Here is a 14,728-nt window from a genome sequence, read left to right as displayed (position 1 = left end):
TCCGCGCTCTGCCTCAACCCGCAGAGCGCATCGCAGGGAAGCACCGTCAGAGAGAGGTACATACAACCGCCCACCGCAGGCTTCCGAGGTCAGGCTTCGTCCAACCACGCCATAGGCACGAGCTTCACGCCATTGCGCCACTCGGGTAAGCCGACGACTCCGTCGATGTCGCCCCACACATCGCGCGAAGCGTGGTCGAGTACGATGAGTTGCAAAGCACCCTTAGTGCCCAGAGCCACACGTCCCATCACCTCGAACGCCTGTCGAACGGCGTCCACGTCTTCATCCTGCAGTTGGGGCTCCTCGACCTCTTCGTCCTTCTGGTCCTCCGGTCGCGCCACGATTCGCTTCGGAAAGTACACTTGGCTCGGCTGGTCGAACACGAGGAAAGCAGGAACTGGACTCCTAGGTTGCGATAAGAAGAACTGGTGAAGCCCCAAAAGCACCGCAAGGTGATAAGAGAGCCAGTTAGAGCCACGTCCAATCTCAGATAGGTAGTCGTCACGCTCCTTGCCGCGCACCTTGATCGTCAGGTCATTGATCTCCAGGGAGATTGGATCGTTCGGACTCTCGACATCGAGGTGTAGCAGGAGTCGGCCCGCGTTGTTGCTGATGGCATGCAGGGCCCGACGCTTCCGAGCTTCAACATCCTGCTCGCGCAGTTCGACTTCCAACTGCTGTACCAATTCCCTCAGACGCCCCACCTCCTCGACGAGTTCGCTGTCACTGCCCAGCCGCCGATGCAGGTCAAGGGCGGATTCGAGGTTTCCGACGAACCGCTCGGCCCGCTGCGCGGCAAACTGCCGCTGACGCGCTTCGTCCGAACGCCCCGACAAGGCCCGCTTGCGACTCTGAACCGAGCGCAGCCGCTCCGTCGCCTGTCCAACCTCCGTCGTCACGCGCTGCAGTTCGCGGTCGAAGGCCGCCGGTACCTCCTTGTCGATGCCGGCCTCAGCCTCGACTTCCTGTAGGCGCTCGGACAGCACCGCCAACTTCCGCTTGGCCGAGTCCGTATGGCTCCCGCACATCGGGCAGTCTGAACCGCCCCGGCTTTCGAGGAGGCCGATTGGTTTAAGTTGACACTTCTGTCGAGGTGTCGCTGGCGGCGAGTTGCCTCCAGTAGTTTGCCTCAGCTTCTGCCGGAGGGATGCCCCCAATCGGCGTGAGCAGTCGGACGTGGTTGAACCAGTGCACCCATTGCAGGGTGGCCAGTTCCACGGATTCCCTGGTCTTCCAAGGTCCCCGGCGGTGAATCAACTCGGCCTTGTACAGACCGTTGATGGTCTCGGCCAGCGCGTTGTCATAGCTGTCTCCCCTGCTGCCCACCGAAGGTTGTATGCCCGCCTGGTCCAAGCGTTCGGTGTAGCGGATGCTGACGTACTGACTGCCCCTGTCGGAATGGTGCGTCAAGACATGGGCCGCTGGCTGGCGTTCGTACAGAGCCTGCTCCAGGGCATCGAGCACGAAGTCCGTCTGCATGCTGCGACTGACGCGCCAGCCCACGATGCGCCGAGCGTACACATCCACCACAAAGGCCACATACAACCAGCCTTGCCAGGTGGAGACATAGGTGAAGTCCGACACCCATAGCTCGTTGGGACGGCTGGCATGGAAGTGCCGGTTGACGTGGTCCAGCGGGCACGGGGCCGAGGTATCCGGCGTGGTGGTGCGCACCGCCCTGCCACGGCGTGCCCCTTGCAAGCCCATGGCACGCATCAGACGCTCGACCGTGCAGCGCGCCACCACGATGCCCTCGCGGTTCATCTGCAGCCAGACCTTGTCGGCTCCGTAGACCTGCCAGTTGGCGTGCCACACGCGCTGAATGTCGGCCTTCAAACCCTCGTCACGCTGGGCGCGTGCACTGCGCAGTTGCGCGTTGCGTTGCCGGGCTGCGTGGCGCCAGTAACACGACGGGGCCATCTGCAGCGCCCGGCAGATGGGGCTCGACCCCGTAGTCATCACGGTGGCGGTCGATGTAGGCCTTCACGACTTGAGTCGGCGGTCGAGCTCCGCCTGCGCGAAAAACGCGCTGGCCGTCTTCAGGATGTCGTTGGCCCGGCGCAATTCTTTGACCTCACGCTCCAGTTCCTTGATGCGCTGCGCATCCGAGGTGGTGGTGCCGGGGCGCTGGCCGCTGTCGACCTCGGCCTTCTTGACCCAGTCGTTCAAGGTCTGTGGCACGCAGCCAATCTTGGGGGCAATCGATTCAATCGCTGCCCACAGCGACGGGTAGTCGGCTCGGTGCTCCTGCACCATGCGCACGGCGCGCTCGCGCACTTCCGGGGAGAACTTCGGTGACTTGTTCATAGCTCCATCTTCTCAAGTGTTGGAGCCTCCTCAAAACCCGGGGCGGTTCACAAGTGCGTCGCTTGTTCTTCCAACTGCGCTTCAACGCAGCGTCCAGGTCATCGAACGACGACTCATCAACTTCGCCGCTGATGGCCCAAGCCGTGCGGTCGGCGGCGGCCATTAGATAGTCGCTCGCGGCCTCCAGCTTGTCCTCAAAGGGCAGCCCGATGAGGTCCAATTGCTGCACGAAGATCTTCGGCAATTGATTGCGCGACTCCTCCTCGCTCGGCGCCTTGGCTCGGCTGGGCAGTACGGTGTCCCTATCGACCTTGCGCAGGTAGGCGGTGTACCAGCCATAGAACGCGTCACGGGCGATGACGGCCGGCCGCCCGGATTCCAGCAGTTCATCCCCCCGGCGCTTCACGACGCCACACATATGGTCGGCGATGTCAGCGACCTTGCTCGCGGAAACCGGGTGGGTGCGGATCACGGCCTCGATATCGGCCTGGAGACTGCCGCTGCCATGAGTCAGCTGAAAATTGCAAATGATCCGCTCCAAGCAGGCCGGGTCTGCATTGAAGACGCGTTCCAAGTAGGGGCCGATCTCGTCGGCCACGGTGCTTTTCAGCGCGAAGTCGGGAGACTTCCCCCACAAGGCGTCACGCGCTCGCATAATGGCCAACCGTGCTTCCTCCAGCGTACAAGCATTGGCGAATGCCTCGACAAGCTGGCCTCCGACCGGACGGGAGACATAGATCTCGAAGATGGTCTTCTCCAAGTCGCAATCGGACTCCGTCGCCAGCGTCGTCCAATTGGAAAGCGTCTTCCTGAGCGACTTGGCGCGATCCGAGACAGGGTTGGCCGTCAGCGCGCTCTTGCTCTGGATCAAACGCACGCCGCCGTCTGTGTGCTGCTGTGCAACAGCATCGAGATACTCCATGCTGCAAAAGCTTCCGGCGGGAGCACTCAAGAGGATTTGCGTCAGGCGCGTGTACTGCAGACCATAGCCCAATGCCTGGCCCGGCACCTCAGTTCTTCGATTTTTAGGGCGGGAGGACCCGCCACGCTTCGATGCAGCCATTCAGTTCGTCCTCGACTGATTACTACATCATCTTACAAGTGATCCGCCCGTCCTCAGACGCTGAAGGAGCTGCAAGCACGGCGGTGCGCAGCCTCGTGACCTCACTGGGGCGCAATGCGCCGATCGCCAATCACGCTCCCTACAAGACCAATGCACCGGACAAGGGCAACTATCTGATGAAGCGATCACACCTCAATCGCAATGCGCAGCCTCGGCATACTGATTCTGTGCGGGCATAGACAGGTGACGCTCGCATGGCGAGGATTGCCTCGCGTCGCCGATGGAGATCAACCACTGCTGCCGCATCGAGCAGCCGGACTTGGTGCGAACGCATCTTGCGATTTCGTCCAAGGGCGGAAACGAAGGCGTAGGGTTCGACCACTACGCCCGTCTGAACCTCAATGGCGAGCCGCTGGGCCGACAACTGAATGATGTCCGTCAGGTAAGGGCGGTCTTGGCCTCGCGTCTTCAACTCGACAAGCACCAGCGATCCTCCTGGGAGCCTGTACACCCGGTCCACCTTCGCAACGAGCCGGATGGGCTCTCGGATGCGGAAGAGCTTCTCCATATAGACCAGCTCAGCATTGGCCAGCTCTCGCGGCCGGGACGCTCGCTCGCCGGATGGGCGCCGATGGATCCACACCCGCACCAGCCAAAGCGTCAGCACCAAGCCGGCGAGCACATAGGCGGCCGACCAGATCACGGCAAACTCCTGTCGCCCAGTACCTTCTCACACCGGGCAACCACGATGCGCAGCAGGCAGCTCACGCCGACCACAATCGCGGGTGATCGCTCCATGATGCGACAGCCCGTCGGCGCAACCCGGTAGTACGCTGCCACCAGGCCCCTCCCCCAACGCTGCCGCAACAGCACAGCATCGCGGTACGCACGAAGCACCTGCGTCTCCTGCGCATCCGGGCCGAACACGAAGGTGGCCACGAAGCACCGGCGATCCGATGTCGCTGCCAGTCCCTCCTCCAAGTACCGCTGGTGAACCGCCCGTCCTCGGACCATGGCTTGGCGCTGCTCGGGCGTGACCTGTTCTCCATATATATAGGCCAGCTGCACCCTCTTCTCGCAGAAGCCCATCTCCGCCAGCTCCGTCGCGCTCACCTCGTCCCCCGGTCTTTTTCTTCGCTTGGACATACCCACCTCACTCGGCCAGACTCGGCGCGAAGACGTCGTTGGTCACGGCCGCGCGCGTTGACGGGTCGCCGCCTATGGGGGCCGGCGCCAGGCGAGCACCCTCCACGGCAAACACCCCGTACTGCACCAGCAACCCGTCATAGGCCAGCACACGCAGCCTGTTCACACGCTTGGCGCCCTGCGGAAACCGCGCCAGTTCGTCATACAGCCGCGGGTTGTCGTCTCGGGCGAGCTCGAACACCAGCCGTACCGGCTTGGGATCGTTCTGGGGATGTGCGTTCATGCGGCCTCCCCTGCCCCACGATCACGGCCGGGAGCCATCGTGCTGGCGGCGTAGTTCTGCCCCGCAAGCTGAAACCCTCGCACATTGGCGAACATCGGCTCCTTGACCTCGTGGATCCGATGCTTCGGAAACGCCGCTTTCACCGCCTTCTTGAACAGGAAGGCCCCGCCGCCCACCAGGATGATGTTCTGCAGGCTCTCAGGCGTCTCGATCCACTGCCGCATGGTGGACACCGCCTGCTGGGCCACGCTCTCGGCCAGCGGCAGGTGTTTTTTCATGTCATAGGGCTTCTGGAAGATGACCGGCGCCTTGCCGGTGCGCAGCGCCAGGTCGATCGCGTCGTAGTCGCGGTATGGCGTGCCGATGTCTTTCGAGATCTCGGCCGCCAGCAGGCGCAGCACGTCGGACATGCCGCGGTTGATGGAGTGCGACTGCTTTTGCACCAGGCGCATTCCGCGCGTCACGAGCCAGTCAAAGGTGCGCGAGCCAGGATCGATGACTAGGCTCTGCTCAGTACCGATGGTCTCGATCTTCTGATGCTCGGCCGCGTAGTGGACCAGCGCACCTTGCGGCTGGGCCACGGCCATCGCCTTGGCGACCATCACGGTCTTGCCGCCGCCGACCTGGTGGTTGCCAACCATGGCTTTCTCGAGTGCCGCCTTCTTCAATGTGAACAGCGCCACCGGCAGACCGACGATCAGCAGGTCGATGTGCGGCACCTTCATCATGCTGAGCGCGCCGCGCAGCAGCGCCATGTACTCCGGCGACTCGGTGTATTCGTCGTGCAGCTGCTTGGCGCGGAAGGTGTCGGCGGCCAAGCCGACGTCCGGCCCGACCTCGTAGAACAGCGGGCCGACCGGGATGCAGAAGGTCTTGCGCCTTTCGCTGGCGGGCCACTGCGGCGTCTCGCCGCTGGACGGGTAGGCGACCGACGGGAAGCTGGCGCAGCGAATGTCGGCGCCCGCGACGCCGGTGACGAGTTTGGTGTTGCCGGAGCCGACATCCACCGCTCTGACGATCAATTCCATGAGAGTGCTCCAAAGTGGGGAAACATGACGGTCAGCATCACCAAGGGGATGCGACCACGCCACGCGCAACCCGCACGAAATGACCCGGCTTTCGGGATCGGGAGCCACTGGCTGCCACTCCAATGAGATTCGGGCGGCAGTTCAATGACACCTGCCGAGGCTCCACCCCGCGACGAACTGCTTGTGTGTCACCACGGTCCCACTGCTCTGGCACTCGTCAACCCCGCCGGCACGCTGACAGCCCGCACGGTTCGCTGGAGCTGCGCAAGCACTAGAGCGCACCGCTTGGGACCAGAGGCAGAGCTTTTGCCTGTCAAGCCCGCATGCAGCCTTGCTCTGCGGCGGCGCGGGACACTAAATCGCCCCTATCACGCCGTCGCGTGCCCGCAAGCGCCACCTGCAAGGCTTCGTCCATGCCGTCGCATGGCCACGCCGGCATTGACCTGCAAGCCCCTTTCGTCATCCACTACAGACTCCCGAGGGCCGTCCTTGGCCCGCTCCATCGCGGAGCAAAAGGCGTCGCAGTCGTTACCTGCCCTTCAAGCCCCGGCCCCGAGCCGGGGCGGCCGTCGCCCCCGAGGCGACCGCCCCGAGGTTCTCTTTCGTAGTGCATGTGCCTTCGACCTGTGCCAGCCCTGTGGCTGGGCGCTCTTGGAAGCGCGTCAAGGCCGTCGATTGACTGTTCCGGCACCCGATGCCGGTTCCCGATCCCGCCATCACCCGAGCACGCGTGTTTCACGCCGCCAGCGGTTGTGCTTGCCCTCCTGGGCTCCCCGCTGGTCCCCGCTCAAACGCCCGACACCGCCCTGGACTTTCGGTCAGGGGCGGACCCATGCGCGCTGATGGCGCTGCGAACTCCAGGATTGATCCACCAGCAGGCGCGAGACCCGATCTCGCTGCCGACGCGGCTGCCCGCCCCCGAGGCGGTGGCGCGTCACGAGCCTCCGTGGTTGCAGAAATGCACGGACGGAGCCGGATCACATGTTTTCATTTTTAAGACCGACCGAGTTGGCCCCTGCACACGCATGTGGCTGGCGCAACCCTTGGGTCGGCGGCACGCGGTGTGGTCACGCGTGCTGCCGTGATCGCCTGACCACCCGCTCCAGCGGATGGCTGAATCCGTCGCTGGGGTTGGCCCTCCCGGATTCCTGCCGGTGCGCTGTTCGGGCGGCGCGCCGTCCCTTCACTTGGAGAACACGATGACGACACCTTCACCCCGACCGGCCGATCCGGTCAGCCCAGGACGTATCCCTGGCATGGATCGACCTCGCCCCCAAGCCTGGGCGGGCAAGACGCCCCACGAAATCCTGGCCCGCCTGAGGCCCGGCCATGCCGATCCGCTGCGGGTGTTGGATACCCTGATCGATCTGTTCAACACCCGGCACACGGCACGCGAGAAAACCGTCTCGCACAAGACTCGTGCAGAACGAGCGCGCTTTCTGCGGCGCTTCTTCCACGACCTCAAGCGCAAGGCCGGCTTCCACACGGTGCCCGACCCGCGCAACCTCGGGCAGAAGCATCTGCACGCGATGGTGCAGGTCTGGCAGCGCGAGCGGCTGGCGCCCGCCACGATCCAGACCTACCTGAGCTTTCTGCGCGGTCTCGCGTCTTGGCTTGGCAAGCCGGGCTTCGTGCGACCGCCGGCACGCTACGGCCTGAGCCTGGAGGAATACGAGCGCCACGAATACGCGCAGCGCGATAGGAGCTGGAGCGCGCATGGCGTCGACGTGGAAACGGTTCTCGCCCAGGTGGCACGGTTCGATGCGCGGATCGCGGCTTCAATGCGGTTGATGCACACGCTGGCGTTGCGGCGCAAGGAGTCGGTGATGTTCAGGCCCTACGAGCACGTCGTGCCCTTCGAGCAGACCGGCCTGCCCCTCGAAAGCCGCAAGGCGGATGAGTATGTATGGATCAAGGGCAAGGGCGGGCGCGTGCGCTGGGTGCCGCTGGAGACGGAAGGTCAGCGTGCGGCGGTGGCGCTGGCGCGCTCACTGGTCAGGAGTCGCGATGCCCACATGGGAGATCCGGCGCTGACCCTCAAGCGCAACCTGCGCCGGCTGGACTATGCGCTGGAGAAGTTCGGCATCACGAAGCGGCAGACCGGCGTGACGGGCCACGGGTTGCGACACGGGAACCTGAACGACCTCTACGAAGGTGTCGCTGGTGGTCCATCACCGGTGCGGGGCGGCGGGTCGGTGGCCGCCGACATGGACCGGGCCGCACGGCTCACGGTCTCCGAGCGAGCCGGTCATGCCCGGATGAGAGCTGCGGGAGCCTACATCGGCTCGGCAATGCCGAAGTGCAGCGCAGGCAGCAGGCCATCCACCGACAAGCCGGAGGCGAACCCACCGGCCTGAAGCATCAGGCAGCGCGCAGATCGGCCTCGGTCTTGCCGTCGGCCAGTGCCTCGGTGAACCACTTGGGCTTGGGGCCGTAACCTGACCATGCGTGGCCCGCATCGTCCTTGTACTTGAGGCGGCCTGCGGCGCGCTGGGTCTTCGAGCCCTTGGCCTTCGCAGCGCTGGCCGGCCCCTTGCGCTTGGCACCATCCAGTGCCAGGTCGGTGGCGGTGATGCCATAGTAGGCAATGGCCTCCTTCATGCGCTCCACCACGCCTGCCTTCTCGGCGTCGCGGAGTTGCTCCCGCTCCTTTTGCAATCTGGCGATCTCGGCGTCGATTTCCTGTGCCGTACGTTTGGGAGATTTGCGAGCCATGGCAGCCTTTGTCATTGGAATGCGTTGGAATGCGTGATCGTGGGGGCGAGTCACACACCCAGACCACAAGCCAAGTCTATAGCAGGCCCTCGCACTCACGTCGCGGGCGACACGTCGAACTCCTCGTCCGGGAAGATCGCCGCGCCGCGTGAGCCAGCATGGCCCCGCTCCACTTCTTCTGCCTCGTCTTCGGATAACCCATATCTCGACAGCGCAGCGCATCGTGCCAGCGTCTCGGTGGACTCGGCTACCTGCCCGACATGAACAGCCTGCCCGTGGCGCATCACGCGCACATTCCATGGCTTCATGGTCATGGGGCGCACTCCTCGGCCACGGCTTCCAGTTCTGGCTCCTGGTGCATGTCGTCCTCGTGGCTGAATCCGAAGCGCGCCCAGGTGCGCGGATCGACCTCGATGGGGCCGCTGCGCTTGGAGTCGAGATTGACGACGACACCGTGCGCGGACAGCCTCCCTTTGGAGAACAGTTCGTAGAGCAGTTGCGCGGCATAGCGCACCGCCACGTCATTGACGAACAGCCCCTGGGAGGCCAGCGACATGCGCACCGAGCAGGAAGGTTGGTTGTCCTCGGGCGCAGACTCGTCGAGCAGTTCGGGAAACAGTTCGGTCACGCACGGCAGGCGCGGGCCTTGCCCTTGCCGTGACGTCGCGCCGGTATGCGGTTCGCCCAGCACCACCTGCGCGGTGGACTCGGTGTTGCCAAGGTCGAGCCAATAGTCGTAGTGGTTGGCGTCCCGCCACGCGAGGCGATGCAGTGTCTGCCGTGCCGAGCGACTGTCCACGCAACTGACCAGCAGGTCGCCGCTGGCTGCGTAGCGGCGAGCGAGCACGTATTCCTCGTAGCGCATGGGATAGGCTTCCCAATCCAGTCCATAGAACTGGTTCAGGCGGTGGATGGTCACCAACGCCTTGTGCCTGCCGATGTCGGCGGCGCTGTAGAGCTGCCGCCCCACATTGGCCTCGCTGACGCGGTCGGCGTCGAATGCCTTGACGTGCAGGCCCAGCGGATGGCCAAGGGCGCGCATCGCAATGTCCAGGCGGGCAAGGCAGGCGGCCATCTGCGCGCCGTTGCCGCCCATGCCCACCAGATGCACCGCCACGCGGCGCTCCAGCAGCTTCGGATGAATCAGGTGTTCCACCAGCGCCTCCAATCGAATGTCCTGCATCCAGTCTCTCGCGGAAGGGGGAGCCTTCAACCCTGCAGGTGGCGCTCCCGCCAGCGCCACAGCACGCGGCGCATCCAGCCTTCGCCGCGCTGTGCCTCAGCGCCCTGCTCCGGCCACTCGTCCTGCGCGCCCCGCCAGGGGTGTTTGCCCAGCGGCTGGTACAGGCCATTGATCACCAACCGGAAGCAGGCCGAAGGCCGGGGCCGGTCGAGCAAGCCGAATACCCCCGCCACCTTGATGCCCTGGTCATCCCGGTCGTCCTCGCCCGACCAGAATGCTGGTGCCCGGCCATGCGTGTGCAGGTCCACCGCCACCGTCTCGTCCTCGGCCATCGCGGGACGCCGGTAGCGGATGTGGACAGGCGAGGCCCGCTCGGGCTCGCACATCGCCAGCCGCAGTTGCCCGGAGCAGCGCGAATAGATCAGCACCCCAGCGGCTTCATTGGGCAGGCGCTCCCGGCTCGCCGCCACGAACGCTTCGATCAAGCGGATGGGCAGCACGCCGAAACTGAAGCGCAGGCGCTCCGCGACCTCGCCATAGGGCAGGCGCATCTGCGGCTGATCGTGGCCCAAGGCCACGATGCTGTCGAGCCAGTCGAGCTTGGTCTGCACGAACCAGCCGTTGCGGGCGACGATGATGCGCTGGCCGTTGCCCATGTCCGGCAGCGCGCCGAAGCGCGGCGCGGCGACCACCGGGCAGGCGGCGAGCAGGGCTTGGTCCCTCGGGTCCATCACTTGGCCCCCGGCTCGCCAAGCAACTGGCCCAGCGTGATCTTGGTATCGACCAGCACCCGGTCGGGAAAGCGCGCGAAGCGCCCGTCGAGCATGTCGCGCCAGAAGGTGTAAGCCCCGCCCCGGTAGCGCAGCAGCTTGCCCGCCACGTTGGGGTGAGTGAAGTAGGAGCGCAGGAAGGCGTCGTTCCAGGCGCTGATCTTTTCCACGGTCGTACCGGTGGGCACCGGCACATTGCCCTGGCAGATGCAGCCCCGGCCATCGACGTTGAAGTACGGGGCCTGGAACAGCGGCGTCTGCGGCGTCGGGCGGTGCTGGCCCTTCACGGCCCACACCCTCCAGACGTTGCTGGCGGCGGCGAAGACCAGCCCCGGCTGCGGCACCGTCTCGCCGCGCTCGCGTCCGCCAAATGCCTCGGCCTGCTCCGCGTCCACGCGGAACGCCAGATGCCTGCGTGCCGGTGGCACCCACCACACCAGCAGATCGCCTTGGAGATACAGCACCGTCTCGGGCAGAAAGCCGCCATGGGCCGCGCGCTGGAGCAAAGCTGCAGCCAGTTCGCGTGCCGCCTGGGCGGTCATGGCCCGGCCCGCGCCGATCACCGGGGCGCCGTCCACCGTGATGACTTCATGCACCGTGGCCAGCGCGCTGCCCGAGCGTCCGTGATACAGCAGCACCGCCTGATCCAGCTCCAGCACGTTGTCGGTGGGCGTGTGAATGGAAAACTCCGCCTCGTTCATGGGGAACACCTCCTATCTATATAGAGTCAGTGTCCTTCGCAGAGGGCGTGGATCAAGCGATCGATCAGCGCGATGGCCTCGAAGCGCTGGCCCATGCGCAGGAACCAGGCTTGCAGCGCGCCGGGGTCATCCAGAGGAATCAGCACCTCGCCCATGCGGTCGCAGTATTCGGACTGGTGCGCCAGATTGAGCAGGTCGTCGTAGATGCGCGTGGTGACGTCGCCCTCCTCCCAGGACAATACCGCGCCGAAGCCGATGTATTCGCCCTCGATGTCGGGATGGAAGTCGTCGGTGAGCGTCAGGCGGGACAGCGCCAGCGCGTCGGCGGCGATCTGGCGTTGGTGGGGGTCGGTCAGCGTCCTGGCGGCGTGGCGCAGGCTGCATGGTCGCCATGCCGGGGTGCGCCTGCGCCCACCCGCACTCTTGTCCGGCCGCACCAGCCAGCGGCGCGCCCACTCGGGATAGGCATCGTCCAGCATACGGCGCGTGACCATTTCCTCGCGCATGGCTTCGCGGTCGGCGTCGTCGCTGTCCTCGCACATCATGTCCAGCGCCGCCTCCTCATCCATTTCTCCCTGCCAGTACACGTAGGACGCCACGTCATCGGCAATGTCCGGGGTGAACAGGGGGTACACGTAGCGGCCCTGCTGGCGCAGCACCTGCAACACCGTGGCCCCCAGGTGCGGCATGGCCTCGTTCAACGCCTCCAGGCTGCGGCCCACTGGCCACTCGGCCTCGCGGTATTCGCACCAGTACACGTCCAGTTGGGCATAGGGGGCCGGCGGACCGCTGCGCATCGCCGGATGCTGGCCATGCTCGTCGAGCACGTTGATGGCGAAGCGCGGCTCCAGGCAGTACAGCGGGCCGATCTGGCGCTTGATCCAGGCGTCGATGGCGCGCTGGCAGGCTTTGAGCGGGTCGGCCTCGCCCTCCGGCAGGTCATCTTCCCGTACCGCGCCCGATGCGATCAGGAAGCGGCACAGCGCCGCGTTCGCGCTGGCCTGGGACAAGGAAGCTACCGCCAGCGGAATGCCGGGTTGCAGGCTGGGCAGCGCCAGCATGGGAGCGACAGGCATGGCCGTGGTCATCACGGCAGCGGGGTGAGCATTTCGCTGGTGACGCTTGCGCGCGGGGCCGCGCCTTCGCTCCGGTGTTGCTCCAGGGTCTGGCGAGCAAAGCGGCTCCAGGCCGCCGAGCGATTCACCACGGCGCGCTGCGATACGGCACGGGACAGCTTGGCCGTCGCGCTGGCCGGGCCGGTCTGCCGGGGCTGAACGCAAGCCAGCAGCGCCGCAAGGCGGGGGCCGGGCTGCTCGGATTGGCCCGCGCCCTTGGTGCCCACGGCCTTGCGGAACGTGAAGTCCTGCCGTCCGTTGGCGACCGGACCGGCTTCGACCTCGGCGCTGACCAGTTCGGGGTATTGGGCGCTGTAGAGGTCGCGCACCTCACGGGGCGAGAGGCCGGGCACATCCGGCAGCAGGATGCCGCTGTAGGGGTGATCTCGGTTTTTGAGCAAAACCTGAAATCACCCGCAAAAAATCAAGTGATATCAATCACTTAGCTCGACTCACACGTTTGCTCGGAACCTTGAAGTTCTCTAGGGTGTGCCCTCGTTCAAGCGCTTCGTTCAGCCATGTTGGCCGCCGCCCGCGTCCCGCCCAGGTGTTGCCATTGCCGTCTTGGTAGACCGCCTGTACCTGTGGCCGTGTAATTGGCGTCTTTGGGTGTTTTTGAGTTGCCAACTTGGGGGCTTGATGGGACTGATCAAACAGATCGCCTGGAATCAGATCGTATTGAGCAATAACCTTCTTCAACAGAGGAATGATCTCCTCCGCGTCGTTGGCTTGGCTCATTGCCTCTTCTAGGCGTTTTTTCATTTGACTCAGCGTCTTTGGCACCGAACACCTCTCTTGGAGCAATTGGCCGCATCATAGAAGCCTCCGAGCTTCGGAGGCGCCCGCCAATCACTGCTGTACGTCGAAGAAAGTTTGGCTTGTGAAGTTGTCCGCCATTTCGATTCGCAGTCGGAAGTCAACAATCTGCTTTTTCTTCTTCTTGCTCAGGATATGCAGTCTCACAGGCGAGTAATAGCTGGTAGTCGGGGGTACTTCGTATTTTTTCCCATAGATGGTGACCAACGATGCGGACTCTGTCTGCTTGAGGACGGAAAAGCTACCTCTGCGCACGATTTCCATCAGGTTTTTTTCCTCCTCAACAGTACAGCCGACAGTCATCTCCGGCGGTGCTGTGACTTGTGAGCGCTGGTAGGAGAGCTTGCCCTCAACGATATCGCTGACTCGCGCCAGGGCCCGATGATCGTCAGTGGAAATGCTCTCGAAAATATCGATCGGCGCACTTTTCCTGAGGTATCTAAGCACATTTCTGGCTCGTCTGGCGTAGTGAGCAAATGCGAGGGTCTCGTTCATCGCCTCTATATGCTTTGGTATATGAAACTTCCCCGCTGCAGCTTGATTTCCATCGACTTCCAAGACGAACGAAACAGACGCGGATGGATCAAGAATTGCTTCAAGCAGGTTGATAAAGACGTCCAAGTAGGGAGGGTTGGCAGCCTCTTTTCCTTGCCACGCTTTTAAGTTGGTAGTCAGAGTCGATACCGAGTGAACATCATTGCGATTCGTTGGGGTGAAAGCTAATTCCACGTCCAGAAGACCGCCACATCCAGCGCCTGCAAATCGGATTTGCTTGCGCCCAGCTGTTAGTTGACCACCAATGGTTTCAAAAATTGCCGGTTCGATCTGGGGCGCAAGTATCTTCAACACGGCTGGACGTGCCATCGGCACGATCGTTATCGATGCCAGGTCGGCATCTTTGTGCAGCACATCGAAGAGTTTTGATCCTTCAAACACGACCCCATCGAGGGGCAGCGTCGCTTCACGGCCCTCGTCAATGGACGCCTGAAGGCCCTTGCGCCAGACATCAGCCGATTCCTGTCCAATCTTGATGGAGAAAGACACGGTCTCTTTCGCGCCCACGGTAATCGTTGTGTTTCCAGCCGAGTACGCCGTTGAAACAGTGAACCTTGGATCCACTGCTTCCAATTGATCGACCAAGGCTTTGTGCACGTTGCCTATGGCTTCTGGATAAAACCCAGGCGTTCGGGTGCCCATGGCCATGGCCGCCATGCGATAGATATCCTTTTCCTCGGGAAGCCGCTTGCCTTGCTCCATCAGAGCCCTTGCCTCAGCCGATGTTTTCCATGCTTTGAGCGTTTTTGCAGGGTACGAGTCCGGATCTCGGTCGATGATCGTCGAGCATGTCTGGCATAGCCAGATGATGTTGCCAAAGCCGCGCCGGTCCTCTGCGGTCATTGCAGCGAGATAACGCGGCCCCCCAGGCGATGCTGCATGAATATGCGCGCCGACCCCTACATTGGAGAAGTCAACTTCCCCCACTGGCGCGGAGGTGGTGGCACGGCAATCGGGATTGGAGCAACGACCCGCCACCCGCTGGTAAGCCTGATTCTTGGTTGGTTTCGTGAAGTCGTCGCGTGCCATTGGATCGTCGCTAGGTT

At 63.8% G+C, this 14,728-nt stretch carries 16 protein-coding genes, 1 pseudogene and 1 other annotated feature; of the genes and pseudogenes, 1 reads left to right on the top strand and 16 read right to left on the bottom strand.

Annotation, left to right across the window (positions count from 1 at the left end; genetic code table 11):
* Positions 1 to 89: 89 nt before the first annotated feature.
* The 7 genes and pseudogenes from P7644_RS07180 to P7644_RS07150 form a co-directional block, all read right to left on the bottom strand.
* The gene (locus P7644_RS07180; protein WP_404303150.1) at positions 90 to 986 is read right to left on the bottom strand and encodes a DUF3732 domain-containing protein; all 897 of its coding nucleotides are present in this window, start codon (positions 984 to 986) and stop codon (positions 90 to 92) included.
* A gap of 85 nt (positions 987 to 1,071) precedes the next feature.
* Positions 1,072 to 2,307, bottom strand: a pseudogene (locus P7644_RS07175) (IS3 family transposase).
* Positions 1,912 to 2,029, bottom strand: a sequence feature (AL1L pseudoknot). Its footprint overlaps the pseudogene before it by 118 nt.
* Positions 2,207 to 3,370 (bottom strand): hypothetical protein, encoded by a 1,164-nt coding sequence (locus P7644_RS07170; RefSeq protein ID WP_404302469.1) that lies wholly within the window; start codon positions 3,368 to 3,370, stop codon positions 2,207 to 2,209. The pseudogene P7644_RS07175 and the gene P7644_RS07170 overlap by 101 nt, the downstream one beginning before the upstream one ends.
* A gap of 169 nt (positions 3,371 to 3,539) precedes the next feature.
* A complete protein-coding gene (locus P7644_RS07165; RefSeq protein ID WP_404302467.1) occupies positions 3,540 to 4,073 on the bottom strand; it encodes a PD-(D/E)XK nuclease family protein in 534 nt (177 codons plus the stop codon).
* The gene (locus P7644_RS07160; protein ID WP_404302465.1) at positions 4,070 to 4,516 is read right to left on the bottom strand and encodes a CFI-box-CTERM domain-containing protein; all 447 of its coding nucleotides are present in this window, start codon (positions 4,514 to 4,516) and stop codon (positions 4,070 to 4,072) included. The genes P7644_RS07165 and P7644_RS07160 overlap by 4 nt, the downstream gene beginning before the upstream one ends.
* Positions 4,517 to 4,523: 7 nt before the next feature.
* Positions 4,524 to 4,799, bottom strand: coding sequence for a hypothetical protein (locus P7644_RS07155; protein WP_404302464.1), 276 nt, complete (start codon positions 4,797 to 4,799; stop codon positions 4,524 to 4,526).
* Positions 4,796 to 5,827, bottom strand: coding sequence for a PRTRC system protein D (locus tag P7644_RS07150; RefSeq protein ID WP_404302463.1), 1,032 nt, complete (start codon positions 5,825 to 5,827; stop codon positions 4,796 to 4,798). The genes P7644_RS07155 and P7644_RS07150 overlap by 4 nt, the downstream gene beginning before the upstream one ends.
* A gap of 1,256 nt (positions 5,828 to 7,083) precedes the next feature.
* Between P7644_RS07150 and P7644_RS07145 the strand changes: the two genes are divergently transcribed.
* Positions 7,084 to 8,184, top strand: coding sequence for a phage integrase N-terminal domain-containing protein (locus P7644_RS07145; protein WP_404302462.1), 1,101 nt, complete (start codon positions 7,084 to 7,086; stop codon positions 8,182 to 8,184).
* A 4-nt stretch (positions 8,185 to 8,188) separates the two neighbouring features.
* Here the strand turns inward: P7644_RS07145 and P7644_RS07140 are convergent, their stop codons facing one another.
* The 9 genes from P7644_RS07140 to P7644_RS07100 all read right to left on the bottom strand — a co-directional run bounded on the left by P7644_RS07140 (position 8,189) and on the right by P7644_RS07100 (position 14,711).
* Positions 8,189 to 8,542 carry an H-NS family nucleoid-associated regulatory protein gene (locus P7644_RS07140; RefSeq protein WP_404302460.1) on the bottom strand — a complete coding sequence of 118 codons (354 nt, stop codon included), beginning with the start codon at positions 8,540 to 8,542 and terminating at the stop codon, positions 8,189 to 8,191.
* Between the two features lie 95 nt (positions 8,543 to 8,637).
* On the bottom strand, positions 8,638 to 8,856 hold the full coding sequence (locus P7644_RS07135; protein ID WP_404302459.1) for a hypothetical protein: 219 nt from the start codon (positions 8,854 to 8,856) through the stop codon (positions 8,638 to 8,640).
* Positions 8,853 to 9,698, bottom strand: a complete 846-nt coding sequence (locus tag P7644_RS07130) for a PRTRC system ThiF family protein (protein ID WP_404303148.1) — start codon at positions 9,696 to 9,698, stop codon at positions 8,853 to 8,855. Before P7644_RS07130 ends, P7644_RS07135 begins: the two co-directional genes overlap by 4 nt.
* Positions 9,699 to 9,751: 53 nt before the next feature.
* The gene (locus tag P7644_RS07125; RefSeq protein ID WP_404302458.1) at positions 9,752 to 10,456 is read right to left on the bottom strand and encodes a PRTRC system protein A; all 705 of its coding nucleotides are present in this window, start codon (positions 10,454 to 10,456) and stop codon (positions 9,752 to 9,754) included.
* Positions 10,456 to 11,196: a PRTRC system protein B gene (locus P7644_RS07120; RefSeq protein ID WP_404302457.1), complete on the bottom strand. Its 741-nt coding sequence runs from the start codon at positions 11,194 to 11,196 to the stop codon at positions 10,456 to 10,458. The genes P7644_RS07125 and P7644_RS07120 overlap by 1 nt, the downstream gene beginning before the upstream one ends.
* Before the next feature lie 26 nt (positions 11,197 to 11,222).
* Positions 11,223 to 12,272, bottom strand: coding sequence for a PRTRC system protein F (locus tag P7644_RS07115; RefSeq protein WP_404302455.1), 1,050 nt, complete (start codon positions 12,270 to 12,272; stop codon positions 11,223 to 11,225).
* 11 nt (positions 12,273 to 12,283) lie between these two features.
* Complete coding sequence (locus P7644_RS07110; protein ID WP_404302454.1) at positions 12,284 to 12,712, bottom strand: PRTRC system protein C; 429 nt, start codon at positions 12,710 to 12,712, stop codon at positions 12,284 to 12,286.
* Positions 12,713 to 12,749: 37 nt separating this feature from the next.
* Positions 12,750 to 13,094, bottom strand: coding sequence for an H-NS histone family protein (locus tag P7644_RS07105; RefSeq protein ID WP_172727744.1), 345 nt, complete (start codon positions 13,092 to 13,094; stop codon positions 12,750 to 12,752).
* 66 nt (positions 13,095 to 13,160) lie between these two features.
* Positions 13,161 to 14,711 (bottom strand): hypothetical protein, encoded by a 1,551-nt coding sequence (locus P7644_RS07100; protein ID WP_404302453.1) that lies wholly within the window; start codon positions 14,709 to 14,711, stop codon positions 13,161 to 13,163.
* Between the last annotated feature and the right edge of the window lie 17 nt (positions 14,712 to 14,728).

The sequence above is a fragment of the Alicycliphilus denitrificans genome (assembly GCF_044792555.1).
Classification (GTDB): Bacteria; Pseudomonadota; Gammaproteobacteria; order Burkholderiales; family Burkholderiaceae_C; genus Alicycliphilus; species Alicycliphilus denitrificans_A.
The sequence above is the reverse complement of the archived record's forward strand: the minus strand, read 5'-3'. Positions and strand labels throughout refer to the sequence as shown.